This is a genomic window from Streptomyces sp. GQFP, from assembly GCF_021545335.1.
In the GTDB taxonomy this organism is placed as follows: domain Bacteria; phylum Actinomycetota; class Actinomycetes; order Streptomycetales; family Streptomycetaceae; genus Streptomyces.
Window position 1 is genome coordinate 2,774,459 of sequence record NZ_CP089312.1, and the last position, 24,436, is coordinate 2,798,894.

Annotated in this window: 27 protein-coding genes and 1 pseudogene; 18 read left to right on the forward strand and 10 right to left on the reverse strand. The window is 69.2% G+C overall.

Features of this window, described 5'->3' with window-relative positions; genetic code table 11:
• Window positions 1-416: 416 nt before the first annotated feature.
• Entirely contained in the window at window positions 417-1,397 is a 981-nt protein-coding gene (locus tag LUX31_RS11965) for a tetratricopeptide repeat protein (RefSeq protein WP_235474762.1), read from the reverse strand.
• 226 nt (window positions 1,398-1,623) lie between these two features.
• On the opposite strand from LUX31_RS11965, the gene LUX31_RS11970 reads away from it, so the two are divergent.
• Entirely contained in the window at window positions 1,624-2,286 is a 663-nt protein-coding gene (locus tag LUX31_RS11970; protein ID WP_235474763.1) for a TetR/AcrR family transcriptional regulator, read from the forward strand.
• Between the two features lie 2 nt (window positions 2,287-2,288).
• Here the strand turns inward: LUX31_RS11970 and LUX31_RS11975 are convergent, their stop codons facing one another.
• A complete protein-coding gene (locus LUX31_RS11975) occupies window positions 2,289-2,924 on the reverse strand; it encodes a helix-turn-helix domain-containing protein (protein ID WP_235474764.1) in 636 nt (211 codons plus the stop codon).
• A gap of 418 nt (window positions 2,925-3,342) precedes the next feature.
• Here LUX31_RS11975 and LUX31_RS11980 point away from each other — a divergent pair, with 418 nt between their 5' ends.
• The 8 genes from LUX31_RS11980 to LUX31_RS37855 all read left to right on the forward strand — a co-directional run bounded on the left by LUX31_RS11980 (window position 3,343) and on the right by LUX31_RS37855 (window position 9,946).
• Window positions 3,343-3,609 (forward strand): acyl carrier protein, encoded by a 267-nt coding sequence (locus LUX31_RS11980; protein WP_235474765.1) that lies wholly within the window; start codon window positions 3,343-3,345, stop codon window positions 3,607-3,609.
• A complete protein-coding gene (locus tag LUX31_RS11985) occupies window positions 3,606-4,388 on the forward strand; it encodes an SDR family NAD(P)-dependent oxidoreductase (RefSeq protein ID WP_235474766.1) in 783 nt (260 codons plus the stop codon). The genes LUX31_RS11980 and LUX31_RS11985 overlap by 4 nt, the downstream gene beginning before the upstream one ends.
• Window positions 4,389-4,459: 71 nt before the next feature.
• Entirely contained in the window at window positions 4,460-4,957 is a 498-nt protein-coding gene (locus LUX31_RS11990) for a MaoC family dehydratase (protein WP_235474767.1), read from the forward strand.
• A complete protein-coding gene (locus tag LUX31_RS11995; protein WP_235474768.1) occupies window positions 4,954-5,799 on the forward strand; it encodes an SDR family NAD(P)-dependent oxidoreductase in 846 nt (281 codons plus the stop codon). Before LUX31_RS11990 ends, LUX31_RS11995 begins: the two co-directional genes overlap by 4 nt.
• Window positions 5,796-7,052, forward strand: coding sequence for a beta-ketoacyl synthase N-terminal-like domain-containing protein (locus LUX31_RS12000; RefSeq protein WP_235474769.1), 1,257 nt, complete (start codon window positions 5,796-5,798; stop codon window positions 7,050-7,052). The genes LUX31_RS11995 and LUX31_RS12000 overlap by 4 nt, the downstream gene beginning before the upstream one ends.
• On the forward strand, window positions 7,049-8,434 hold the full coding sequence (locus LUX31_RS12005; protein ID WP_235474770.1) for a beta-ketoacyl-[acyl-carrier-protein] synthase family protein: 1,386 nt from the start codon (window positions 7,049-7,051) through the stop codon (window positions 8,432-8,434). Before LUX31_RS12000 ends, LUX31_RS12005 begins: the two co-directional genes overlap by 4 nt.
• Window position 8,435: 1 nt before the next feature.
• Window positions 8,436-9,122, forward strand: a complete 687-nt coding sequence (locus LUX31_RS12010) for an alpha/beta hydrolase (RefSeq protein ID WP_235474771.1) — start codon at window positions 8,436-8,438, stop codon at window positions 9,120-9,122.
• On the forward strand, window positions 9,119-9,946 hold the full coding sequence (locus tag LUX31_RS37855; RefSeq protein ID WP_443045950.1) for a 4'-phosphopantetheinyl transferase family protein: 828 nt from the start codon (window positions 9,119-9,121) through the stop codon (window positions 9,944-9,946). The genes LUX31_RS12010 and LUX31_RS37855 overlap by 4 nt, the downstream gene beginning before the upstream one ends.
• Window positions 9,947-10,204: 258 nt before the next feature.
• On the opposite strand, the pseudogene LUX31_RS37860 reads toward LUX31_RS37855, so the two are convergent.
• Window positions 10,205-11,215: pseudogene (locus LUX31_RS37860) on the reverse strand (FUSC family protein); the annotation flags it as partial.
• Window positions 11,216-11,250: 35 nt separating this feature from the next.
• On the opposite strand from LUX31_RS37860, the gene LUX31_RS12025 reads away from it, so the two are divergent.
• Together LUX31_RS12025 and LUX31_RS12030 are read left to right on the forward strand one after the other, a co-directional pair.
• On the forward strand, window positions 11,251-11,700 hold the full coding sequence (locus tag LUX31_RS12025; protein WP_235474773.1) for a MarR family winged helix-turn-helix transcriptional regulator: 450 nt from the start codon (window positions 11,251-11,253) through the stop codon (window positions 11,698-11,700).
• Window positions 11,701-11,756: 56 nt separating this feature from the next.
• Window positions 11,757-13,025: an alpha-amylase family protein gene (locus LUX31_RS12030; RefSeq protein ID WP_235474774.1), complete on the forward strand. Its 1,269-nt coding sequence runs from the start codon at window positions 11,757-11,759 to the stop codon at window positions 13,023-13,025.
• Between the two features lie 8 nt (window positions 13,026-13,033).
• Here LUX31_RS12030 and LUX31_RS12035 read toward each other — a convergent pair whose 3' ends face one another.
• Complete coding sequence (locus LUX31_RS12035) at window positions 13,034-13,372, reverse strand: DUF3817 domain-containing protein (RefSeq protein ID WP_235474775.1); 339 nt, start codon at window positions 13,370-13,372, stop codon at window positions 13,034-13,036.
• Window positions 13,373-13,437: 65 nt separating this feature from the next.
• Window positions 13,438-13,947: a MarR family winged helix-turn-helix transcriptional regulator gene (locus tag LUX31_RS12040; RefSeq protein WP_235474776.1), complete on the reverse strand. Its 510-nt coding sequence runs from the start codon at window positions 13,945-13,947 to the stop codon at window positions 13,438-13,440.
• A gap of 204 nt (window positions 13,948-14,151) precedes the next feature.
• Here LUX31_RS12040 and LUX31_RS12045 point away from each other — a divergent pair, with 204 nt between their 5' ends.
• Window positions 14,152-15,183, forward strand: coding sequence for a glycoside hydrolase family 6 protein (locus tag LUX31_RS12045; protein ID WP_235474777.1), 1,032 nt, complete (start codon window positions 14,152-14,154; stop codon window positions 15,181-15,183).
• A gap of 6 nt (window positions 15,184-15,189) precedes the next feature.
• Here LUX31_RS12045 and LUX31_RS12050 read toward each other — a convergent pair whose 3' ends face one another.
• The 4 genes from LUX31_RS12050 to LUX31_RS12065 all read right to left on the reverse strand — a co-directional run bounded on the left by LUX31_RS12050 (window position 15,190) and on the right by LUX31_RS12065 (window position 19,687).
• Window positions 15,190-17,145, reverse strand: a complete 1,956-nt coding sequence (locus LUX31_RS12050) for a kelch motif-containing protein (protein ID WP_235474778.1) — start codon at window positions 17,143-17,145, stop codon at window positions 15,190-15,192.
• Between the two features lie 3 nt (window positions 17,146-17,148).
• Window positions 17,149-18,915 (reverse strand): glycosyltransferase family 2 protein, encoded by a 1,767-nt coding sequence (locus tag LUX31_RS12055; protein ID WP_235474779.1) that lies wholly within the window; start codon window positions 18,913-18,915, stop codon window positions 17,149-17,151.
• 131 nt (window positions 18,916-19,046) lie between these two features.
• Window positions 19,047-19,340 (reverse strand): MTH1187 family thiamine-binding protein, encoded by a 294-nt coding sequence (locus tag LUX31_RS12060; RefSeq protein ID WP_105970767.1) that lies wholly within the window; start codon window positions 19,338-19,340, stop codon window positions 19,047-19,049.
• A complete protein-coding gene (locus tag LUX31_RS12065) occupies window positions 19,337-19,687 on the reverse strand; it encodes a DUF3817 domain-containing protein (RefSeq protein ID WP_235474780.1) in 351 nt (116 codons plus the stop codon). The genes LUX31_RS12060 and LUX31_RS12065 overlap by 4 nt, the downstream gene beginning before the upstream one ends.
• Window positions 19,688-19,897: 210 nt before the next feature.
• Between LUX31_RS12065 and LUX31_RS12070 the strand changes: the two genes are divergently transcribed.
• The 4 genes from LUX31_RS12070 to LUX31_RS12085 all read left to right on the forward strand — a co-directional run bounded on the left by LUX31_RS12070 (window position 19,898) and on the right by LUX31_RS12085 (window position 22,558).
• Window positions 19,898-20,530 carry an AIM24 family protein gene (locus LUX31_RS12070; RefSeq protein ID WP_105970765.1) on the forward strand — a complete coding sequence of 211 codons (633 nt, stop codon included), beginning with the start codon at window positions 19,898-19,900 and terminating at the stop codon, window positions 20,528-20,530.
• 1 nt (window position 20,531) lies between these two features.
• On the forward strand, window positions 20,532-21,182 hold the full coding sequence (locus tag LUX31_RS12075) for an AIM24 family protein (protein WP_235474781.1): 651 nt from the start codon (window positions 20,532-20,534) through the stop codon (window positions 21,180-21,182).
• A complete protein-coding gene (locus LUX31_RS12080; RefSeq protein ID WP_235474782.1) occupies window positions 21,179-21,976 on the forward strand; it encodes an AIM24 family protein in 798 nt (265 codons plus the stop codon). Before LUX31_RS12075 ends, LUX31_RS12080 begins: the two co-directional genes overlap by 4 nt.
• A 105-nt stretch (window positions 21,977-22,081) precedes the next feature.
• Window positions 22,082-22,558: a MarR family winged helix-turn-helix transcriptional regulator gene (locus LUX31_RS12085; protein ID WP_235474783.1), complete on the forward strand. Its 477-nt coding sequence runs from the start codon at window positions 22,082-22,084 to the stop codon at window positions 22,556-22,558.
• Window positions 22,559-22,869: 311 nt separating this feature from the next.
• On the opposite strand, the gene LUX31_RS12090 is transcribed toward LUX31_RS12085, so the two are convergent.
• The gene (locus LUX31_RS12090) at window positions 22,870-23,007 is read right to left on the reverse strand and encodes a FitA-like ribbon-helix-helix domain-containing protein (protein WP_235474784.1); all 138 of its coding nucleotides are present in this window, start codon (window positions 23,005-23,007) and stop codon (window positions 22,870-22,872) included.
• Window positions 23,008-23,045: 38 nt separating this feature from the next.
• Between LUX31_RS12090 and LUX31_RS12095 the strand changes: the two genes are divergently transcribed.
• Window positions 23,046-23,372 (forward strand): hypothetical protein, encoded by a 327-nt coding sequence (locus LUX31_RS12095; protein WP_235474785.1) that lies wholly within the window; start codon window positions 23,046-23,048, stop codon window positions 23,370-23,372.
• Between the two features lie 368 nt (window positions 23,373-23,740).
• Complete coding sequence (locus LUX31_RS12100) at window positions 23,741-24,277, forward strand: PepSY domain-containing protein (protein ID WP_235474786.1); 537 nt, start codon at window positions 23,741-23,743, stop codon at window positions 24,275-24,277.
• Window positions 24,278-24,436 lie beyond the last annotated feature (159 nt).

The window sequence follows — 24,436 nt, forward strand, 5'->3', positions numbered from 1 at the left end:
ACTGCCGCCGACTCTGCCCGGTGGGGACCCAACAACTCCCGGGCGCCCGACTGGCTGTCGGGGTACGGGATAGGACCGAGCGTCGCCGATCGTGGTGCATTCTCGCCGCCCGCACAAGGGGGTTCGTTACTGGCTAGTAACGGGCAGATAACCGAGCAGCGACCCATGGGTATTGCTCGACAACGCTGGGTGTCCCTCACGGGGGTGACAAACCGTCCGCTTCCCACCCCAAACCCGACAGCGCGACGCCTTCGACTTACTCCAAGTAACAGCGGTCGCGATTACCAAGATTTGGTAAAGCGCGACCGCATTGGCACTCGATCGGCAAATCCTTCACGCGGGCAACACGCGTCGCGATGTTTAGCGACAGGTCAGACCACTGATCGGGCGCGCCCAACACCCGTGGGTCCGACCGGTCAGAACAACGCCCGCGCCAGCGCCCGCCGGGCCGCCGCGACCCGGGGGTCGTCCGCGCCGACGACCTCGAACAGCTCCAGCAGCCGCAGCCGTACGGCATCCCGGTCGTCGCCCGCCGTACGCCCGACCGTCTCGATGAGCCGCCCGAAGGCGTCCTCGACATGGCCGCCCACCAGATCCAGGTCGGCGGCGGCGATCTGCGCGGCCGGGTCACCCGGCTTCTCGGCGGCGTCCTTGCGCACCCGCTGCGGGTCGAGATCCTGCACCCGCTGGAGCAACTCGGCCTGCACGAGCCCGAGTTTGGCCTCCGAGTTGCCGGGGTCGTCACTCAGTACGTTCTTGTACGCCTGCACCGCGCCGCCCAAGTCCCCCGCGTCCAGGGCCTGTACGGCGGCTTCGAGCAGCGCGTCGTACGGGCCGGCAGGGACGGCCTGGGGGGCGGGTGCCTGTCGGTCGCCGGGATCGGCGTCCGCGTCGACGACGAGGCCGGTGAGGCCGAAGCGCTGCTCGCCGACCTGGATCAGCTGATCGAGGGTCTGCCGGATCTGCTGTTCCCCGGCGGCACCCTGGAAGAGGGGCAGGGCCTGCCCGGCTACGACGGCGAAGACGGCCGGGATCCCCTGAATCCCGAACTGCTGCATCAGCATCTGGTTGGCGTCGACGTCGATCTTGGCGAGGACGAAGCGTCCGTTGTACTCGACGGCCAGCCGCTCCAGGACGGGGCTCAGCTGCTTGCACGGCTCGCACCACTCGGCCCAGAAGTCGATGACGACGGGCACCTCGGTGGAGCGCTGCAGGACGTCGAGTTCGAACCCGGCCTCATCGACATCGATGACGAGGTCAGCCGGCGAGACGGCCCCTCCGCCACCCTGCCGGGCGGCTTCGGCGCGCGCCTGCTCCGCCTTCGACTTGGCCTCCTGGGCCGCCTTCACCGCGGCGAGGTCGACGACTCCGCTCATGGACATGTTCCGTGGCTGCATGCGTCTATCCTCCCCCGTCCCGCGCGTGCATGTGAAAGGCGTAGTGAAAGGTGTACCGAAAAGCGGCCGTGGTCGGCGACACGGCTTTCGCTACGGGTCGTAGCGTAACGGCAGGGGCGGGCCCCTGTGAAGCGTCCCCCAGTGATCTCCCTCACGGACTCGTGACGACCTCTCGACGACCTCTCGACGACCTCGTGGGACAGAAACCGCCGGTTATGGTCATGCCATGCAGAGTCGTACCCCCGTCGGCCGCACGGGACGCCCCCGCAGCGTCGCCGCGGACACCGCGATCCTGGCGGCGACCCGGGCCGCGCTGGTCGAACTGGGCTGGTCCGGGCTGACGCTGGGCGATGTGGCGATGCGGGCGGGGGTCGCGAAGACGACCCTCTACCGCCGCTGGCCCGGCAAGAACGAACTGGTGGTGGACGCGGTCGCGGAGCTGTTCGACGAGCTGGAGCTGCCCGACCGCGGCAGCCTCGCCGCCGACATCGAGGGCGTGGTCCTGCAGTTCGCGACGATCCTGGCCCGCCCGGAGGCCAAGAGCGGCCTGATGGCCGTACTGGCCGAGTCGACGGTCGACGACGCGCTGCACGAACGCATCCGCGACTCGATCGTCAACCGCCAGAAACTCCTGGTCCTGGAGGGCCGGGCCCGCGCCCAGGCCCGCGGCGAACTCCCCCCGGAACCGGACCCGGAAACAGCGGCCCGCAACGCGGACCTGATCTTCGACGTGGTGGCGGGCTCGGTCGTCCACCGCACCCTGGTGAGCGCGGAACAGGCGGACGAGTCCTGGGCCCAACGCTTCACGACGCTCCTCCTGGGCGGCTTGAACGCGACGGCCCAGACGGCGAACCCGACGACGAACCCGACGACCCGACGGACCCCTTGACCTCACCCCGCCAACCGCGCCCCCACCCCTTGCCGCTCCCCGTCCCCCCGCCGTGCCCGTCCCCAAGCGGCGCGCCAGGCGTGGATCTGGTGGCGGGGCTGGCCGCAGGCCAGGGCGTAGGAGATCAGTAAGGGCTCCGACGGGAGGCGTAGGCCTGCCAGTACGTCCGCGAGGGTGCTGCGGGGCAGGGGGCCGAAGCCGGAGCCCCTGGCCCGGTTCTGGAGTTCGCGCAGGGACGGGTGGCCGGCGTCGTGGCGCAGGCGGTGCATCGCCTCCAGCAAATGCGCGGGCTCATAGACCAGTTCGAGGCGCCGGCCCCGGCCCCGGCGCGGCGCGGACAGCACCGCGGTCGCGCTGCGGTCCCGTGGTCCCGCCGACGTCGCGCTCTTCTCCCACCTGCTCCGGGCCTCGTGCTCGGGCGCCCCGCACACCGCCGCGTACGCCTCCACGACAGCGAGCTTGGGCAGCACGCTCCCGCTGTCGGCCCGCGAAAGGGTTACCGCGGAACAGCCCGGCCGCCCCACGCGGTCGGCCATCTCGCGATAGGTGAGCCCGGAACGCTCCCGCAGCGACCGCAGCCACCGCGCCAACTCGAAGTACCGGGCCGACTCCGTCAGATCCGCTTTTCGACGTCCCATCACATTCCCCTCCTCGACGCCTCCGGTTCGGTCTTCGCCTGTCTCCCGTTCTCTTCCGTTCTCTTCCGTAAATGATCGAAATTCAAAGGCACCGGCCGGGTCCCCCCGGACACCAAACGGAAGGATGGCGTGTTGGGAAGCCACTGGTCCAGAACTCGTGTTGGTTGATTCAACCTTGTCCGGAAACCAGAGGAAACAATCCAGCCGCAGGAATCGACTCAGGGCATCGGAAGCCCGGGTTCGCACAGCTTGCGAGGCGTCGCTCGGCAGGACCGTAAATTCTGGGGAACATTCTGTCCGGCACCGGGGCACAGGTAAGTACTTGCGGCGATCTCGCGCAGTCTGCTGGCATGTCCCAGGACCGCACCGATTCGTACGTGAAGCCGAACATGCGGCTACACACGAGTGGAGGCCCAGAATGGCAGATTCCGCTGTCGAGAAATTCGATGCCCTGGTCGCGTTGATTCGGGATGTGAAGCCGAGTCTGAACAGTACGCAGATCACCGCCGAGCATTCCGTCGTGGAAGACCTCGGACTCGACTCGCTCGACATATTGCAGCTTTCCCGGAAGGTGAACCGCGACTTCGGCGGCACGTTCGATCTGGAGGAATGGGAGAGCGACTCCGACACCCACCACAGGTCGGTCGGGTCGATTCTCCGGCATCTCGAATCGGCGACCGTGTGAGTACGGACGTGGGCTCGGAGGAGGGACGCCCGCGCGTCGCGCTGGTCACCGGCGGATCGCGTGGAATCGGCGCCGCGATCTGCCGGCGCCTCGCGGGCGACGGGCACTCCGTCCATCTCGTCTACCGCGACGCCGAGGACGCGGCGGAACGCGTCACCAAGGAGATCACCGCCGCCGGCCGCCGCGTCTTCGCCCACCGGGCCGACGTGTCCGACGAGGCGCAGGTACGCCGCCTCGTCGACACCGTGGCCGAGCAGGAGGACCGCGTGGACGTCCTGGTCAACAACGCGGGCGTCATCGACGACCGCCTGTTGGCACTGACCAGGACCGCGCAGTGGGAGCACGTGATCCGGGTCAACCTCGGCGGCCCCTTCCTGATGTGCCGGGCCGTCGTCCCCCTCATGCTGGAACGGTCCTGGGGCCGGATCATCAACATCTCGTCCAATTCGGTACGTCAGCCGGGCCCCGGCCAGACCTCCTACGCCGCGTCGAAAGGCGGCCTGGAGGCGCTGACCCGCGGCCTCGCCGCCGAAGTGGGCCACAAGGGGATCCGCGTCAACACCGTGGCGCCCGGCGCAATCCGCACCGATATGACGTCGGACCTGGCCGGCCGGCTGGGAGTCGGCCCCGAAGGGGCGGGCTGGGGTGTGCCGGAGGACATCGCGGGACTCGTCGCATTTCTGGCGGGCGACGAGGCGGACTACATCCAGGGACAGACCTTCACCGTCGACGGCGGCCGTCAGGCCATGCGTACGCGCGGCTCGAAGAGCGGCGCCTGAAGAAGCGGGGAGAAATGACGGAAACAGCATCCGAGACCGCCGGTGACGCACCGCCCACAACTCGGCGCCTCTTGTACTGGGAGGACCTGAAAGAGGCCACGCCGCGCCGCCACGGACCGGTCGTCTTCAGCAGTGATCTGCTCGACCAATTGCTGAACCTGCTCGGCGAAAAGCACCCGATCCACGACAGTGGCGCTTTCGCCGAGTCGGTCGACCGGCGGCAGCGCATCATTCCCGGCGGATTCATCCACGCAATCACCTCCGGCTGGGTGGTGCAGCACGGCAGTGCCGGCGCGGTCCTCGGTCTGCGCTCCATGAATTGGGACTACGTCCGGCCGCTGTATCCGGACACACCGTTCTGGTTCACCACGGAGACCGAGCACAGCGAATTGATCGACGACCGGTGCGGGCTCGTGAAATCGGTGCGCCGTGTGCACACCGAAGACGACCGGGTGTACGCGATAGGACGGCTGAGCGTCGTGTTCATGCGGCGTTCGTGGCGAGACACGCGAGTCGAGGAACGCACCAGGGAAAAGGCCGGACAGCGCCGGAAGGGGGTCTCTTCGTGAGTTTCGAGGAATGCCGTCCGCTGAAGGACCGGGTCGCGCTGGTGACCGGCGGCTCCCGGGGCATCGGCGCGGGTATCAGCCGCAAACTGGCCGCCTGGGGCTGCACGCTGGCCGTCAACTACGTCGACCGGGCCGGCCCGGCGCGCAGGCTCGCGGCCGAACTGGAGGAGCAGGGCACGAAGGTCAGCCTGCACCAGGCGGACCTCGGCGAGACGGCCGCCGTCGAGAGGCTCCTGGAGGAGGTCGGGTCCGTCCACGGCGACCTGAACATCCTCGTGCAGAACGCGGCGGCCACGAAGTTCATCGCCCTGGAGGACGCGACGCCCGAGCAGTGGCAGTTCGTCCAGGACACCAACGCCCGCGCCACCTGGCTGCTGGCCAAGCACGCCATCCCCCTGATGCGGGACCGCCCAGGCGCCCGCTTCATCACGATCACCAACTCCACGACCCAGCGCATCGTGCCACGCGCCGGCCTCTTCGGCGCCGCCAAGGCCGCCCTGGAGAACCTCACGAACTATCTCTCGTACGAGTTGGCCCCGTACGGCATCGTCGCCAACTGCGTACGCCCCGGCCTGGTGCAGACCGACGTGTTCAACGTACGGCCCGACTTCGCGGGCGGTGTGCTGCACGAGATGGCCGTCACCCCCTGGCAGGACGGCCAGATGACCACACCGGAGAACAGCGCCGACGTGGTGGCCATGCTCTGCCTCGACGAGGCGAGCTGGATCGCCGGCCAGACGATCACCGTGGACGGCGGCTACCGGCTGTGGGGCAACCTCGCCCCCCGCCGCGACCCCCGGGCGCAGACACGCCAGGAGCAGCCCGGCCCGGTGTCCTCATGAGCGATACAAGCGCTACGAACGACATCGCCATCACCGGTACGGGAGTGATCACCGCCGCCGGTACGGGCCCGGGCCCGGTCCTCGACGCCATGCTGGCCGGGACTTCCTTGTTCGCCGACCGGCCCGAGAACGCGTGGCTGCCGTGGCCGCTGGCCGACATGGGCCTGCCCGGGATTCCCTGGCCCGAGGGCGACACCTGGGCCAACAACCAGAAGTACGCCAGTGCCACCGCCCACGCGGCGGTCGCGGCCGCCCGTCTCGCGGTCGCCGCGTCGGGGGGTGCGGCGAACGCCGAGGAGGCGGTGCGCTGCGGCACGGTCGTGGCGACGGGCATGGGTGGCGGCGACGAACTGAACGAGGTCATCCCCAAGTTGGCGGTCAGGGCCGAGACCGATCCGAGGCCGCTGGCGAAGCTGCTCTACGACGAGGTGCCCGACTACACGTATCTGCGCGGAATCCCGTCCCAGATCGGCCAGTTCGTCTGTATGGCGGCGGGCTTCCTCGGCTCCAACGTCGCGATGTACGGGGAGTCGGGCGCGAGCGGCCTGGGGACGCTGTCGGCGGCGATGCGGCTGCTGCGCGACGGCGAGCTGGACCGCGTCCTCGTCGTGGGGGTCCAACCGCCGCTCTCGGCGGCCGTGTTGGCGGCCCTCGACAGTGAGGAGGCCATCGGTACGAGGGCGGGCGCGGGCGACGGTCCCTTCGATCTCGACCGGGCCGGAATCCTGCTCGGCGAGGGTGCGGCTGCCCTGATGGTGGAGCGCGCGGACACGGCCCGGGCGCGGGGTGCGACGGTCGTCGCGGAGGTGGCGGCCTGCGAGACCCTGTGCGCGTCCGACCGTACGAGCGCGCTGGACGGGGCGGTCTCCGCCGTACTGGAGGAGGCGGGGCGGCGCCCGGACCTGTGGTGGGCCCACGGCTCCGGTTCGGTGGCGTCGGACGCCGACGAGTGCCGTACGGTCGGCCGGTTCGTGGCGGGCGTGCCCACCACGTCGAGCAAGGGGACCATCGGCAACACCTTCGAGTGCGCCGGGCTGATCGACGTGGTGCTGGCGATCGAGGCCCTGGACCGCCAACTCGTCCCGCCTGTAGGCCTGTTGCGCAAGCCCGATCCGGGGCTCGGTGACATCGACTTCGTGCACGGTGCGCCACGGCCCGTCACCGGTTCCGGCAGCGCGCTCGTGACCACGTTCGGCCCGACCCCGCGCTCGACGACGGCGGGGGCGGCCGTGCTCACCAGGGGGGTTCGATGACGGACCAGGACCAGAGGCAGGACCAGAACCAGGACCAGGACGTGGTGATCACCGGGATGGGGGTCGTCACCCCCAACGCGGGCTCGGTGGAGTCGTTCTGGGAGGCCAATCTGACCGGGCGGTCCGGGCTGTCGTACGAGCGGCGGATGGATCTGTCGCAGCTGCCGTGCGGCTGGGTCGCCGGGATCATTCCCGACGGGATCAAGAAGTCCGTCGAGGAGCGGGCGGGCGTACCCGGCCGCTCCTGGACGGACATGCTGCTGCACGCCACCGTGGACGAGGCGTTGCGCGACGCCCGGGTCGAGGGTCCGCTGGACCGGCCGGCCGGACTGCTGTGGTCCCGGGTGTCGCCGGGGCCGAGCGGCACCTTCCCGGAGGACTACGTCGCGTACATGAAGACGGTGGCGACCCGCTACAAGGAGCTGGGCGACGACCGGGCGGCCGCGCTGGAACGCCTGCGGGCCGAACGCGCCGAACGGACCGACCGATCCACCATCGAGCCCTCCGAGTCGACGACCTTCCCGCACTCCGTCGCGCAGCGCCTGGGCACCCCGCTGATCACCATGGGCCTGGAGGCGACCTGTGCGGGCGGGCTGCGCGCGATCGCCGAGGCCGCCCGGCTGCTGCGTACGGGACGGATCGGTCTCGCGGTCGTCGCGGCGAGCGTGTCCCGCAACACGCACTATGTCCTGTCCCAGTACGGGCAGTTGATGGCGCTCTCGCGCTGGAAGGGGGCGGCAGAACAGGCCTCCATGCCGTTCGACAGCAGGCGTTCCGGCATGGTGATCAACGAGTCGTCGGCGGCGCTCGTCCTGGAGACGGCGGAGCACGCGCGGCGGCGCGGGGTGGACACGGTGCACGCCGTCGTCGAGGGCTGGGGCCTCGCGGTGGACATCAGCCATGTGACCGCGCCGCGCATCGACACGGTCGAGCGGGTCGTCCGGGGAGCGCTCGCGCACGCGGGCGTCTCCCCCGACGACATCGACACGGTCAACGCGCACGGCACGTCGACGCGGCTCAACGACATCACGGAGGCCCGCGCGCTGCACCGGGTCTTCGGGAAACGCATGAAGGAGATCGACGTCTGCGCGGTCAAGTCCCTTACGGGGCACGGCTCGGCGGCCTCGGGTGTCGTGGAGTCGACGGTCGCGGCACTGACCCTGTGCCGGGGCGTGGTACCGCCGGTCGTCACCTGCACCGAACCGGACCCGAAGTGCGATGTGAAGACCTCGCTGCGCCCGGTCGAGCGACCGGTGGACACCGTACTGAAGAACTCGTTCGGTTTCGGCGGCCAGTACGCCTCGATGGTCTTCCGCCGCCCGCCCAACCCCCGCCGCGCACCGGCGACTTCGGAATCAGAACACGTGGGAGCAGAGCACTGACGTGGAACTCGAAGTGGAGGTCATCGATCCGCCCGGCAGGCCGTACGCGACCGTGATCTGGCTGCACGGCATGGGCCAGGACTCCGGGGCCCTGGTCCCGGTGGCGGAGCAGTCCGGCCTGACCTCGCCGGACGCCGGCGTACGTCATGTGTTCCCGCGCGCCCCTCGCCAGTCTCCCGGGCTGGCGGGGGGCGTGCCCGCGCGTGCCTGGTTCCGGCAGCGGGTCTTCGCACTGAAGCACGCGGACCTGCCGACCCTCCTCGCCACCGAACGCGCCCTGCACGAGCTGGTGTCGGCCGAGTCGGCGCTCACCGGTTCGAAGCGGGTCCTGCTCGCGGGGTTCTCCCAGGGCGCGTCCATGGCCCTGATCACGGCACTTCGCCACCCCGAGCGACTGGGCGGCCTCATCCTCTACGACGCCTTCCTGACCGGCGAGTTGCCGCTCGCCGACACCCGGTCACCGGCCAACGCCGATCTGCCCGTCTGGATCGGACAGGGCCGCTTCGACTGGATCGTCCCGCTGACGGTGGGCGAGTCCGTACGCGACCTGCTCAACTCATGGGAGCAGCCGCTGTCTTGGCACGTGTACTACGACTACCCGAACACCCATGAGCCGTTCAGCGGCGCCGCCGCCGATCTGCGGGCCTTCTTCGACGAGGTGGCGCCGGGCGCGGGCGGGCCGGAGTGACCGGCGTCTGGGCCGTCCCGCTCTTCGTGCCCGCCGACCGGGTGCGCGCGTGCCGCGCCGTGCTGTCGCCCCGGGAGCGGGAGCGGGCGGACCGACTGCGGCTGCCGGTCGACCGCTCCCGCTTCACCGTGTGCCGCTGGGCGCTGCGCACGCTGCTGGGCAGTGCGTGCCAACTCCCGCCGGAGGACGTGCGGTTCGTGTACGGCGTCCGCGGCAAGCCACGCCTCGCGGACGCGCCGGAGGTGCACTTCAACCTCACCCACGCACGCGGTCTGGCGCTGATCGCGGTAGGCGACACACCGGTCGGGATAGACGTCGAGTACGCGGACCGCATACCGGACACCATGTACGAGCTGATCCGCTGCTTCTTCTCGCCCGCCGAGCGCCGACGGGTCCTGGAGCGGCCCACCGAGGAACACCGCGACGCCTTCTTCCGCTGCTGGACCCGCAAGGAGGCCCTGATCAAGGCATGCGGCGAGGCCCTGCACTCGGTACCGGCCGACTTCGCGCCACCCGGCCCCTGGTCACTGCTCCCCCTCACCCCTGTGCCCGGCTATCTCGGGGCCCTGGCCGTTCGCGGCGGGCGGGAACACCTCGGCGATCCGGCCGAGGGCGGCATCGATCTCCCTGACGGCCCCCATCTGCACCGCTGCCGGCTGGTACGCGGGCCCTGGTACCCGCCCGATGGCACGCCGGACGAGAGCGACATTGGCGAGCACGGCCTCGGCATCGGCGGCCTCGGCCCGCTGCGGCTGCTCGGTGAGCGTACGGACCGGCTCGACGCACGCGTGTACGGCGTCGACCGCGTCGGCGAGGTGCGGTGACGGCCGGCCCGCCCGGACCCGCCTGAGGAGCCCTCGATGCGTGCGCAGGGGCGGGGCGATCTGGTCGAGGAGCCCGACGGCGGCATCGAACCGGGCCCGGTGGCGCGGGAGTTCGCCGTCCGGGGACAGGGGGTCGGAGTCCCGCACGGCTTGCGTGCGCAGGACGTCGGCCAGCGCCGCCAGGGCATCGGCGACCCGACGGCGTACGACGTCGACGGTCCGCACGGGCGCGATCAGCCAGGACGCCGCGACGCCGATGACGGCACCGACGGCGATGGCCTCCAGCCGCTGGCCCAGGATGTCCAGATCGGCCTCGCCGAAGTACCCGTACAGCAGGGAGAAGGCGGCGGTGATACAGGCGGCCCAGTACGTGTAGTTCAGCGGGCGGAGCCAGGTGGCGAGGGCGAGCACCGTGAAGAGCAGGACGATCGCCCAGGGGTCCCGCGGCCCGAACAGCCCGACGATCCCGGTGGCCGCGGCGGTACCGAAGGCGGCGCCGAACGTCCGCGTGGCCCCCTTGTACAGCACATCGCCCCGCCCACGGGCGCCGCTGCACACGATGAACGCGGTCAGCACGGCCCAGGTCCAGTGGTCCGGATAGGCGAGATGCCCGACCAGGAACGCGACACCGAGCGCGATCCCCATCTGGAGAGCCATCCGCGTACTGGGCAGCAGCCGCCCCCATCCCTTCCCGCCGGGGGCGCGCTGCGGCGGCACGGAGACCGGGCGGGCGGCGGACCGCCGCAGGTGCACCCGCCCTCCCAACCCGGCGTACCCGGCGGCCACTTGGACCGTCAGGACACAGCAGGCGACGATCAGCGCGACAAGCCCCATCCACAGGACATGGCCGTCGCGCGCGGCGGCAGGCAGGCCGATCGGCCCCTGAACGACCAGGGTCGCGACGAACGGCAAGGCCGCGAGGGTGCCCGCACGGGTGGCGCGTGGCCCGAAGCGCCGTATCCAGAGAGACCCGGCGACCGCGACGGCGAAGAGGGCGTCCCCGGCGACGGTGTGGTCGGACATGAGCCGGTCCGCCCAGGCCGCAGCCATCGCGACGAGGGGCAGCACCAGAAACCCGAGGGCCCGGTCGACGAGATCGGCGTCCCGCTGGGTCCAGGCGAGGGTCCAGGCCAGGGCGACGGACTGGATGACGATGTCGACATGAAGATGAGCGGCGTCTTCGAGGAGCAGCGCCGAGCCGTAGCTCGCGAGCACGGCGGCCATGATGACCACCGAGTTCCGCAACTCTTCCGGTACGGTCTTCACCATGCCGAGATAGTAAGCGATAGCGTACGCTCTCGGCTATGGAGACCGCACCCACGGAGACCGGGCCCACGACCGCCGACACGGCAGCGGAAGTCCGCCAGGGCGTGACGCGACTCGCCCGCCGCCTGCGAGCGGTGCGCTCACCCGGCACCCTCAGCAACAACAAGCTCGGCGTACTGGGCACCCTGTACCGCAACGGCCCGTCCAGCCCCGGCGAGTTGGCAGAGACGGAACGCCAACAACCCCAGTCCCTGACAAGGGTATTCGCGGAATTGGAGACGGACGGCCTGGTCTCCCGCACCCGCGACAGCCGAGACGGCCGCCAGTCGATCCTGTCCCTCACCCCCGCCGGCAAGGACGCCCTGCGCCACGAGATGGCGGAGCGGGACGCATGGCTGGCGTCGGCGATGTCCGAACTGACGGAGACGGAACGTCAGGTACTCGTACTGGCAGGCCGCCTGATGGACCGCATGGCGGACAAGGGCTAAGAAGGCCGGGCCGGATTTACTGCGCAATCCCTTACGGAAACCAGGGAGCGAGCGACATGCACTGGTCGGAACACGCCATCTGGTGGCACATCCACCCGCTCTCCTTCACGGGCGCGGAACGAGAGGCACTGCCCCCGACAGCTACTCCGGTCCCCCGCCTGACCCGGCTGACCCCGTGGCTGGACTACTTGGTGGACCTAGGCTGCAACGGCCTGGCGCTCGGCCCCGTCTTCGCCTCGGAGACCCACGGCTACGACACCGTCGACCACTTCCGAGTCGACAGCCGCCTGGGCGAGGAGGCGGATCTGGTGAACCTGGTGGAACAGGCCCGCGCACGGGGCGTACGAGTACTCCTGGACGGGGTCTTCCACCACGTAGGCCGAGGTTTCCCCGCCCTGCCGGACCTGGCGGCGCACAACCCGGACGGCAGTGAGCGCGTCTTCGAAGGCCACAAACACCTGGTAGCCCTGAACCACACCTCGCCACAAGTCACCGACTACGTCACACGAGTCCTGATCCACTGGCTGGACCGGGGAATCGCGGGCTGGCGCCTGGACGCGGCCTACGCGGTACCGCTGCCGTTCTGGCGGACGGTGACGGCAAGGGTGCGGGACCGGCACCCGGACGCCTGGCTGACGGGCGAGGTCATCCACGGCGACTACACGGGTTACGTGACGGAGGGCGGCCTGGACTCAGTCACCCAGTACGAACTGTGGAAGGCGATCTGGAGCGCCCTCAACGACCACAACTTCCACGAACTGGCCTGGGCCCTGACCAGACACAACGCACTCCTGGACACCTTCGCCCCCCAGACCTTCGTCGGCAACCACGACGTGACCCGCCTGGCCAGCAGACTCGACGACACCCGCCACCTGGAACACGCCCTGGTAATGCTCCTGACGACAGGCGGCATCCCCTCCATATACGCGGGCGACGAGCAGGCGTTCCGGGGGATCAAGGAGGACCGAGAGGGCGGCGACGACGAGATCCGCCCACCCTTCCCTCAGCACCCCGCCCACCTCGCCCCACACGGCGAGAACTACCACCGCCTGCACCAACACCTGATCGGCCTACGCCGCCGCAACCCCTGGCTGGTCAGGGCACACACAACGGTGAAATCCCTGACGAACGAAACCCTCACCTACACGGCAACCCACGCAAACCACCACTTGACGGTCGCCTTGAGCCTCGCCGACCACCCGACAAGAGCGGCCCTACCCGGCCCGAACTGGCAACTGACCGCAGGAAACGCCACCCTCACCGAAACCAACGCCGAAGCCGAGCTACCACCACATGGCTGGCTGATCGCCACGCCGAGGGACTGAGCAGGCGGTCACGCCTTGGCGACCACCCGCGCCGGCTCTCCGAGCTGCCCCGCCAGCTCATGGCTGATCTTGCGCTCCACGAAGAACGCGGCGGTGGGAACGGTGCCGGCGAGCAGGACCCACAGCTGCTTGCGGACCGGCCACTTCGCCTTGGAGCCCAGATCGAAGGCGAAGACCAGGTACACGACGTACAGCCAGCCGTGCGCGATACCGACGACGCTCGTGAAGCCGTCGGCACCGTCGAGCTTCAGCGCGTACTTGGCGATCACACCGAGGGTCAGCAGAACCAGCAGCACACCGGTGACGTAGGCCATGACGCGGTAGCGGGTCAACACGCTCTTTTTCATGCGTACGAGCGTAACCACCGGTTTCCAGCGATCTTCCGGCGACCCCGGAAGTACCCCCTGCCGCCCTACTCCTCGTCGAAATCGCTCGCCGCCACCCGCAGCGGACGCAGCATCGCGAAGATCTCCGCGCACTCCTCCGCGTCGTACACGCCGAGGCCGAAGTCCATTGCCATCAGGTCGCGGGTTGCCGCGTCGACCGTTTCGCGGCCCTTTTCCGTGATCGTGGCCAGGGTGCCCCGGCCGTCGTTCGGGTTGGGGCGTCTGGCCACCAGGCCCGACTTCACCAGGCGGTCCACGGTGTTCGTGACCGACGTCGGGTGGACCATCAGGCGCTCGCCGATCTTGGACATCGGCAGTTCGCCGGCCTTGGAGAAGGTGAGCAGCACCAGCGCCTCGTACCGCGCGAACGTCAGACCGTACGGCTTCACCACCGCGTCGACCTCCGCGAGCAGGATCTGCTGCGCACGCATGATCGAGGTGATCGCGGCCATCGACGGGACGTTTCCCCAGCGCCGTTTCCACAGTTCGTCGGCGCGGGCGATGGGATCGAAGGGGAGACTGAGCGGCTTCGGCACGGCACCAGACCTTACCGGCCGGTCACATCGCGGTCAGCCCCGTCTCGCCCTTCGGTCCAGGTCATCCGGTGCAGAGCGGGGTGCAGATCGTCGAGGCTCGCCGCCCCCGGTGTCGCGACCCTGACGGTCAGTCTCCCTGTGCCACGATTACCGACTGATCGTCACTGACCGTCACCAGGCGTCATCTTTTCCCAAGGGAGCAGCATGTCCCGGCTGATCCGTACCCTCACCCGCACCCTCGCGACGCCCGCGATGCTCACGGTGCTCGGGCTCGCGGCCGGCTGCGCTTCCTCGCCCGAGGTGGGCGAAGCCGCCGTCGTCTCCGGTGCCACCAAGGAGGCCTCCGCCGCCGGTTCCCAGGTGTTCTGGGTCGATCCGGCCTCCCCTGCCGCCAAGCAGGTGCGGCTCTGGCAGCGGCAGGGGCGCGAGAAGGAAGCGCGGCTGCTGCGTCGTATCGCCGAGCAGCCCGCCGCGCTCTGGCCCGCCGGTGACGACCCGGTGCCAGTGATCCGGGCCGCCACCCGAGCAGCCGCACGGGACGGACGTACGACCCTTTTCGTGGCGTACAACATTCCGCACCGCGACTGCGGTCAGCACTCCGCGGGTGGCGCCGGCGACGCAGACGCCTACCGGGCCTGGGTCGAGCGGTTCGCCGACGCCCTCGGGGACAGTCCCGCGCTGGTCGTCCTCGAACCGGACGCGGTCGCGCATGTCGTGGACGGCTGCACTCCCGCCGAGTACCACGCCGAGCGGGAGCGGTTGCTCTCCGACGCCGTCGCACGGCTCAAGCAGCAGGGCCGCACGAAGGTGTACCTCGACGCCGGTAATCCCGACTGGATCGATGAGCCCCGCAAGCTCGTCGAGCCGTTGCGGCGGGCCGGGATCGCGCGGGCCGACGGGTTCGCGCTCAATGTGTCCAACTTCCAGACGGACAACGCCACCAAGACGTACGGCGTCCAGCTCTCCCGTGCCCTCGACGGCAAGCACTTCGTCGTCGACACCAGCCGCAACGGGAACGGGCCACTGCGCGGCGACCGGAGCGACGCCTGGTGCAACCCGCCGGGCCGCGCCCTCGGCACCCGCCCGACCACCCGCACAGGCGAGCCCGCCCTCGACGCCTATCTGTGGATCAAGCGGCCCGGCGAGTCGGACGGCGAGTGCCGGGGCGGCCCGGCGGCCGGGCGCTGGTGGCCGGAGTACGCACTGGGGCTGGCCCGTAACTCCCGTACCCCATAGCTGCGTTCACCTCACCTGGATCCACTTAGCCTCCGACGGCGTCCCCTTCGCGTCCGTCACGAACAGCATGTACCAGCCGGGCGGGACCAGCGTCCGGTCCTTCGGTACGTCGACCGTCACCGAGGTGCGGTCCTTGGTGAGGGGGAGGTCGATGGAGCGCTGTTCGACGTCCGTCGTGTGCGTGACCGCGCTGGGGCGCATCAGACGGGCCTTCGACACCCGTTCGGGGTGGGCCGACTTGAAGGTCGCGCGGCCGTGTTTGTCCACCTCCTGGGGGCCGTCCCCCAGGACGGGACGACCCTTGCCGTTCTTGTGCAGCGCGGGCGGCGTGAAGATCTCCATGCGCTGCTCGAAGTGGCCCAGCTTGGTGTTCTGCTGATTGTCGAAGAGCGGGTCGGAGCCGAAGGTGGCGACCCGGCCGTCGGGCAGCAGCAGCGCCTCGGAGTGGTAGTTGCGGCCCACCTTCGGGGAGGCCGCCGCCCGGAAGACGTTGGCCTTGGGGTCGTAGAACTGCGCCTTGAGGATGTTGCTGCCGCTGCGGCCCCGGTAGTCGGCGGAGCCGTTGGACGTGAACACGGTGTCGTCCGGCATCAGGACGCTGTTCAGGTAGCGGGTGCCCTGGGGGAGGTCGGGACCCGCCTCGAAGACCGGGTTGTCCTTCTTCAGGTCGACGACGGCCGTACGCCGCGTCGCCTTCTTCGACTCACCGACGCCTCCGCCGCCCAGGATCATCACCTTCTGGTCCTGCGCCGGAGGCAGCAGCACCGAGGCCGAGGTCTCGGTCTCGTCCGCGTCCGTCAGGCCCGGCACCTTCTCGAAGGTGTTCGTCTTCAGGTCCCAGAGGCCCGGCGCCCGGCCCATCGTCGCCGGTCCGTAGCCGGCGTTCGACGCCGGGTAGAACAGCTTGCCGCCCTTCGTCAGGAACAGGGCGGGGTAGGTGGGGAAGTAGCGCTTCGGGCCCGGGGTCCACTTCTTGGTCTTCGGGTCGTAGATCTCGTTGTCCCCGGGGTCGATCGCCCCGACGTCGTCGAGCCCGGAGACGGCCAGCACCCGTCCGTCGTCGAGGCCGACCAGCGTCGGATACCAGCGCGCCTTGTCCATCGGGTCGACCGGGATGTACTTCTCGGCCTTCGGATCGAACTCGTACGCCGCCCTGATCCCCTGGAAGTCCTGCTTGTCCATGGTGATCTTCTCGGAGAGGCCGTACGTGTTGTCCGCGTCCTTGCCCTTCAGGCCGACGATGTCGTACTGCGCCTGCTTGGCGGTGATCGACACGGGCCCGGCCTGGGCCGCCTCGACAAACACCCGGGCCTCGCTCGCGACGACCTTCGTCACCCAGGGCTGCATGACCCCGGCCGCGTTGTACGTGATCTTCTGTGTGCGCTTGGCCTTGGGGACGGTCACGTCGAACCGGCTGACGTACTCGACCCCGGCGGGCGAGCGGAACCGGGTGCCCTTCTTCAGGACGATCGGCTTGTCGGGGTTCTCGTTCTTGACGCGCATCCCGCCGCCCGCCCGCTCGACCTCGCCGTCGAGCAGCTCGTAGCGGGCGGTGCCGCCGGCCACCAGGAGCCGTCCGTCGGGGAGTTGGGCGTGTCCGGCGCAGAAGAAGTCGTCGGGAGTGGCGATCCGCTTGAAGGTGTCGTTCCTCGGGTCCCACAGGACCGTGTCGAACGAACCCTTGTCGAACTTCTTCTGCTCGTTGCCGGAGCCCGCGACGATCAGCACCTTGCCGGTGTGCAGCAGCGCCGCGTGGATCGCGTTCGTACGGAACTTCTCGGGGATGTCGATCGCGCTCCAGGAGCCGTACTTGGCCTGGTAGCCGGGCTGGGCGATCTTGTACTCGTAGTACCGCTCACCGGCGAAGTCGAGCACGGCGGGCGCGTTGAGACCGGCGAGCAGGGCGACACCCCCGATGCCCAGGACGGTCTTCTTGGTCTTCTTCGACGGCTGGTAGGCCATGGCCTAGTTGCCTCCTGTCGGGGTGCTGGAGACCGGTGCGACAGCGGTGGTCGCGAGCGCGGGTTCCTCGCGCTCCCTGCTCTCGCCGGGCTCCTTGCCCTGCTTGCGCCGGGTGGCGAGCCACACCCCGACCGGGGCCAGGGAGATCACCATGGCGAGTACGGCCCAGGTGCGCATGGCCACATGGGTGTGGCCGAGGCGGACGGAGGCCACGAGCGAGACCGCGAGGAGCACGGCCCAGAACAGGTGGACGCGGAAGGTGAGCAGCCGGTCGGGGCTGGCGTCCCCGCCCTTCGGCGTGACGACGAACCGGCTCGGGCGGCGGAGCAGGGCCGCGCCGAACGACTTCAGGTAGATCGGCGCGGAGAGCGCCGACATCGCCATCCCGGCCAGCCCACCGGAGCCCTCGGGCTCGTGCGGGGAGACATTGTGCCGCCGGTTCCACAGATACAGCCCGATCTGGAGGGCGGCGGCATCGCTGTAGAGCATCAGCCAGACGGAGGCCGCGACCTGTGTGCCGGACGCCCCGAACCAGAGGAAGAGGAAGCAGCTCAGCATCCCGAGGAACCAGTTGACGGCGGTCATCGGGTAGTAGACGAGCATCAGCGTGTACGAGAACAGCCGGCCCGGAGGCATGCTGAACGGCGCCTTCCAGTACTGCTTGAAGAGCGTCTCGTACGTCCCGCGCGACCAGCGCATCTGCTGGGTGAAGAAGTCGGTCCAGGACGCTGGCCCCTCGCCCACGGCGAGCACGTCCGGCGTGTAGACGGACCGCCAGTGCCGCCCGGTCCTCGGATTGCGGCGCCGGTGCAGCTCGAACCCCGTGGCCATGTCCTCGGTGATGGAGTCGTACAGCCCGCCGATCTGCTTGACGGCCGCGATGCGTACGACGTTGTTGGTGCCGACGAACATGGGGGCGCGGTAGCGGTTCCCGGCGCGCTGGATGAGCGCGTGGAAGAGGAACTGCTGCGACTCGGCCGCCTTGGTGACGGGGTGGGTGTAGTTCCCGTACACCTGGGGGCCGACGACGAAGGCGACGTCCGGATCGCGGAAGAAGCCCGTCATCCGCTCCAGGAAGTTGGGGAGCGGAACGTGGTCGGTGTCGACGGAGGCGTAGAAGTCGTACTCGTCGCCGTGCATGGCGATCCACGCGTTGTAGTTCCCGTGCTTGGTACGGGCCTTGTGGACGCCCTTGGCCCGGTTCCACTCGGGGACCCCGTGCCGGCTGAAGTGCCGTACGCCCAGTTCGGCGCAGAGCGCCTTGGCCTGCTCGTCGTCCCCTTCGTCGAGCAGCCATACGTCCAGCGGGCCGGTGTGGTGGACGCGGGTCGCGCCTTCGAGGGTGGCCCGGACCATCGCGAGGGGTTCCTTGCCCGGGACGTACGTGGTGAGGAAGGCGACGCGGGTGCCGGACTCCGGTACGACGGGTACGGGGTCGCGGGCGACCATGGTCGCGTGGGCGATCGACACCACGTTGACGACCATGAACAGCTCGATCAGCCCGATGGCTATGAGCATCGCGATGTCGAGATGGACCATCCACGCGTCGCCGCCCTCGCGCTCGACCCAGTGGGTGGGCCAGACGAGGTAGACGAGCAGAGCGCCGGTGAGCAGGGGCGCGAGGGTCATCAGCAGGACGGCGCGTATTCGGCGCGGCTCACGGGAGAGGAGCGAGGTGTACCGCACGCGGTACGGCGCTCTGACCGGGGCCTCGGTGAGCGGTCCGGCCAGCCGGCTGTGGGTGTCGTAGTCGTAGCCCTGCGGCCGCACAGCGCCCTCCAGTGATCGAACGAAGCCGATATCCCCACAGAAGTGGAGATATGGCGACGTGTCGAACCGGACGCGTCCAGCCGGGTGGATTATCGGGAGAGTTGGGTTACGTGGATTGCTGGATCAGTGGATCACTGGGAGAGGTGGCGCTCCACCGTCTCGACCTTGGAGGTCAGACCGTCCGTCACTCCGGGGCGGATGTCGGCCTTGAGAACGAGGGAGACGCGCGGCGCGCGTTCCTCGACGGCGGCGACGGCACGTTTGACGACGTCCATGACCTCGTCCCATTCACCCTCGATCGACGTGAACATCGCGTCGGTGCGGTTGGGGAGCCCGGATTCACGGACGACACGGACGGCGTCGGCGACGTACTCCCCCACGTCCTCGCCGACGCCGAGGGGCGTCACGGAGAAGGCGACGATCATGCCTGGACGGCTCCGTCCTGGGCCTGGCGGGCGCGGGAGGCGATCACTGCGTCCTCGGTCTCACGGCGCAGCTTGCGCTCGGCGAAGAAGCCGCCGGCGGGGAGGACGGAGAGGACGAAGTAGAGGAGCCCGGTCTTCAGGGACCACTTGGCGCGGTTCCAGGCGTCCGCCCAGAAGATCACGTACAGGATGAAGAGAACCCCGTGCACCATGCCCATGACGGGCACCGCGTTGAAGTCCGTGGTCCGCTTCAGCACCGAGCAGACCAGCAGGAGCAGGAAGGAAACGGCCTCGGGGGCCGAGACCAGGCGCAGGCGGCGGAGGGCAGAGGCGGTCTTGATGTCCACGGGTCACCTTCGGTGCTGTGTGAGTGCTTTGGGTGAATGCTGCTTTGTGAATGGGCGCACAAACGTTTGGCCATTGTGGCATTCGCGGCCCGGGCGACCGGGACAGGGGGTGGGACCCCTAGGGCCGCCCTAGGGGGAGTTTCAGGGACGATCTCCATCTTCGGGATCTGTCGCCGGGGGTGCCCGGGAGGCTACCTTCCCTCCGTGGCGATGTTTCGACTTCAAGGCAGCAAGGTGCTCGCCGTCGACATGACCGGAGACGCCGTGAAGGCGAAGAACGGCTCGATGGTGGCGTACGACGGGCAGATGGACTTCAAGAAGCTCAGCGGCGGCGGTGAGGGCATCCGCGGGATGGTCACCCGGCGGATCACCGGCGAGCAGATGACCCTGATGGAGGTGAAGGGGCACGGGACGTGCTGGTTCGCCGACCGCGCCTCCGAGATCAACCTCGTCGGCCTTCAAGGGGACAAGCTGTACGTCGAGTCGAGCAACCTGCTCGCGACCGACTCGGGTCTTCGCACGGGCACGTCGTTCACGGGGATGCGCGGAGCGTCCACGGGCAACGGCCTGTTCACGACGACCGTCGAGGGGCACGGCCAGGCGGCGATCATGTCGGACGGTCCTGCGGTGGTGCTGCGCGTGAGCCCGCAGTTCCCGCTGACGGTCGACCCGGGGGCGTACATCGCGCACCAGGGCAACGTCCGGCAGTCCTTCCAGTCCGGTGTGACGTTCCGCACGTTCATGGGTGAGGGCGGCGGCGAGGCCTTCCAGATCCGCTTCGAGGGCGACGGCCTGGTGTACGTCCAGCCCAGCGAGCGCAACACGATCGCCGGGGATGTGTGACATGCCCTTCCAAGAGATCAACTCCAAGATGGTCGAGGCGACCGTCATGCCCGGCCAGCGTCTGTTCAGTCAGCGCGGGGCGATGCTCGCCTACAAGGGCGAGGTGTCCTTCACGCCCAACATGCAGGGCGGCCAGGGCGGGATCATGTCGATGATCGGCCGCCGGGTGGCGAACGAGGCGACGCCGCTGATGACGGTCGAGGGCAGCGGCACGGTCCTGTTCGGGCACGGCGGCCACCACATCCAGGTCATCAACCTCGCAGGGGACACCCTGTGCGTCGAGGCGGACCGCCTCCTCGCCTTCGACGGCACGCTCCAGCAGGGCACGATGTTCATGGGCTCGCAGGGCGGCGTCATGGGCATGGTCCGGGGCCAGGTGACGGGTCAGGGCCTGTTCACGACCACCCTCAAGGGACACGGCGCGGTCGCCGTCATGGCCCACGGCGGCGTCATCGAGGTCCCGATCACCCCCCAGCGCCCGGTCCACGTGGACCCCCAGGCGTACGTCGCGCACCACGGCGACGTCCGCAACAAGCTGTCCACCGCGCTGGGCTGGCGGGACATGGTGGGCCGCGGCTCGGGCGAGGCGTTCCAGCTGGAGCTGAGCGGCAGTGGTGCGGTGTACGTCCAGGCGTCGGAGGAGAAGCTGTGACCACCTACCCGGGCGCGGGGCCCGTCGTCCACGACCCGATGACGCTGCCGTCCGACGACAACGTCAACAACTACACCTTCTGCGTGGAGCTCAAGGGGAGCCAGTGGTTCCTGCAGAAGGGGAAGATGATCGCCTACTACGGCACGATCGACTTCAACGGCATCGGACACGGCCGCCTGGACCGTCTTGTCCGTACGTCCTTTCATTCGCCTCTGCACGCGAGCGACTGGGTCGTCGCCGAGGGTTCGGGCAAGATGCTGCTCGCCGACCGGGCCTTCGACGTGAATTCGTACGATCTGGAGAACGGCAACCTGACCATTCGCTCGGGCAACCTTCTAGCTTTTCAGCCAAGTCTCGCGCTCAAGCAGTCGATCGTGCCGGGCTTCCTGACCCTCATCGGGACGGGCAAGTTCGTGGCCGCGTCGAACGGCCCGGTGGTGTTCATGGAACCCCCGATCCGGGTGGACCCGCAGGCCCTGGTCGGCTGGGCCGACTGCCCCTCCCCCTGCCACCACTACGACCACGGGTACATGACGGGCCTGATGGGCGGCCTACGTGCGATGACGGGCATGGGCGGGGCCTCCGGCGAGGAGCACCAGTTCGAGTTCGTCGGGGCGGGCACGGTGCTGCTCCAGTCCAGCGAGACGCTCATGGCGGAGCAGGCCACGGGAGCGGTTCCGCACGAGCCCGGAGTACCGGGTGGCGGCCATGCCCCCACAGGCCGGCCACAGCAACCGGGCGCACCGCGTCTTCCCGGACAGCTCGGTGACCTCCAGCGTCGCTTCGGGCTGTGAGCGGTAGTCTGCGGAGTGTGACGTCGAACGTGTGCACGCCGTCACGCCACTCCGACACACCACCCTCGCTAGTTCGCCTTTCAACTTTTTAGGTAGACTTCATTCATGGAGACCGAGACGGCCACAAGCTGGCTGACCGACGCGGAGCAGTGCGCCTGGCGCACCCACCTGGAGGTCAACAGACTGTTGGCGTACCAGCTCGAAAAGGACCTGCAACCGTTCGGCCTGACGATGAACGACTACGAGATCCTGGTGAACCTCTCCGAGTCCGAGGGCGTCCGGATGCGGATGAGCGACCTCGCGTCCGCCACCCTCCAGTCGAAGAGCCGCCTCTCGCACCAGATCACCCGCATGGAGAACGCGAACCTGGTCCGCCGCGAGAACTGCGAGTCCGACCGGCGCGGCCTGTACGCGGTGCTCACCGAGCAGGGCATGGACACGATGAACAGGGTCGCTCCCCACCATGTGGCGTCGGTGCGGCGACACTTCATCGACCTGCTGACCCCGGAGGCCCTGGCCGAGGTGGACAAGGCACTCCGCCCGATCGCACAGCATCTGCGCGGCCAGCGGGGCCGGCCGTAAGGCTTGCCCGACGGATCATCAGGCGACAGGCAGACGGAGTTCGAACAGGCTCCGCCTGTCGCCGCATTGCGCACGGTGAGTGTGCCGACGTGGCGTACGGCGACATCCCGGGCGATGTTCAGCGTCCGCACCGCCGCCAGGACATGCGTGGAACGTCCACTGCCGGTCGGTCAGGCCCTACGCGTACTGCACACCAGCGCCAGGCCCCGGCGACACCAGCCTGCCCGAATCACGCGTTTCTCGGCAGAAGCGCGCAGGCCGGGTATGAAGCCGCGCCCGTGCGGAACAGGGCAGGAGCGGCTGGATCGCCATCAGGGCGATTCGTCGTCCCCTTCCATGGCGTTGAGGGAGACCTCGAGCGAGTGCAGGATCTCCGCGTTGAGGGACCGCCGGTCGGCGGCTGCCTGGGTGGTGAGCCGGGCGTGGAGTTCTTCGGGGATGCGGAGCATGAATCTGAACGCTCTTGCACTGCGCGCACGCCCGGTACGTGTGGAACCTGGCGGTCGAGCAGCACTCGCACTGGTACAGGACCCGCAAGGCCGCGCCCGGTTTCGCGGAGCAGTGCCGTCAGCTCACCGAGGCCCGCGCGGCCAGCGAGTGGCTGCGCGCCGGAAACGCGGACGTCCAGCAGCAGGCCTTGAAGGACTTTGCCAAGGCCAGGCAGGCGCAGTTCACCTCCGGCTTCGGCGAGCACCGACCGGGTCCCGGAATTCGAGCCGGATGGGTCGCCGAGGCTGAACGCCAGGACGGGCAAGCAGGCCATGGGCCGCTCGGTAGTGGTGCAGAAGCTGAACCGGAAGTGGGCGCAGGTTAAGGTGCCCGGCTGCGGCTGGGTCCGCTTGCGTCTCACCCGCCCGGAGTTGCCGCAGGCGAAGACGTTCCACGTCACCTTGAAGCCGCCCTGTCCGATGGACGGAAGCTGAACTGTACCGGCGATCAGCCGGTGCCGGAGGGGTGACAGCGGCCACCAGCCGTTCGAGCGCCCGTGAACCTCAACCCAACTGGGTTGGAATCCCCCTCTTGTCGGAGGGGTGAGGATGTCAATATCAGCAATCGCATGGGTACAGCCTCGCAAAGCGAACTTGAAGACGCCTTCAGGTGACGTCAAGCCTGCTTCCGGCAGGCTCGGGCAGCTTAGTTCTCGTCATCGAAATCGAGACCATCGAAGAGGCATGAAGCCCCATGAAGCGGAACATCGTCATCGCCACCCTCACCGCCGTCGCCCTGGCGGGCGGCACCGTCGCCGCGTTCGCGGCGGGCCACGACGAGGCGGAGGACCGTACGGAGGTTCGTAGTGATGGCATCACCGCCGTCGACGCCATCGAGGCCGCGCTGCGGCACACGCCAGGCACAGTGGTCTCCGCCCAGTTGGAGGACGACGGCGCCGACGCCGGTGCGTGGGGCGTGGATGTCGTGCGGGAGGACGGCGCCGAGTACGACGTGGAGGTCTCCGGGGGTGGGGAAGTGCTGGGCGTTCAGCGAGACTCCGACGAGAGGGACAGCGAGGAGCGGGCGGAGTTGGCCGCGCTGAAGGGCGCGAAGGTCGACGCCCGTGCGGCCGCGCTGGCCGCCGCGGCGAAGGGGACCGTGACGGAGGTCGGGGCCGACGATGAGAACGATGCCGTGGTGTGGGGCGTGGAGACGGTGAAGGACGGCACGACGAGCGAGTGGACGGTCACGCTGGACACGGGCGAGGTCACCAAGGTGTCCGCCGACTGATCTCGCCCCCGCTGCCCCCACCCGTTCCCATCCCTGGGGGCTGCGCCCCCAGCCCCCCTTGTCCTCAAACGCCGGACGGGCTGACATACCCAGCCCGTCCGGCGTTTGAGGACAAGGCCCGTTCAGGGCCGTAGCGGGGGTCTGGGGGCGCAGCCCCCA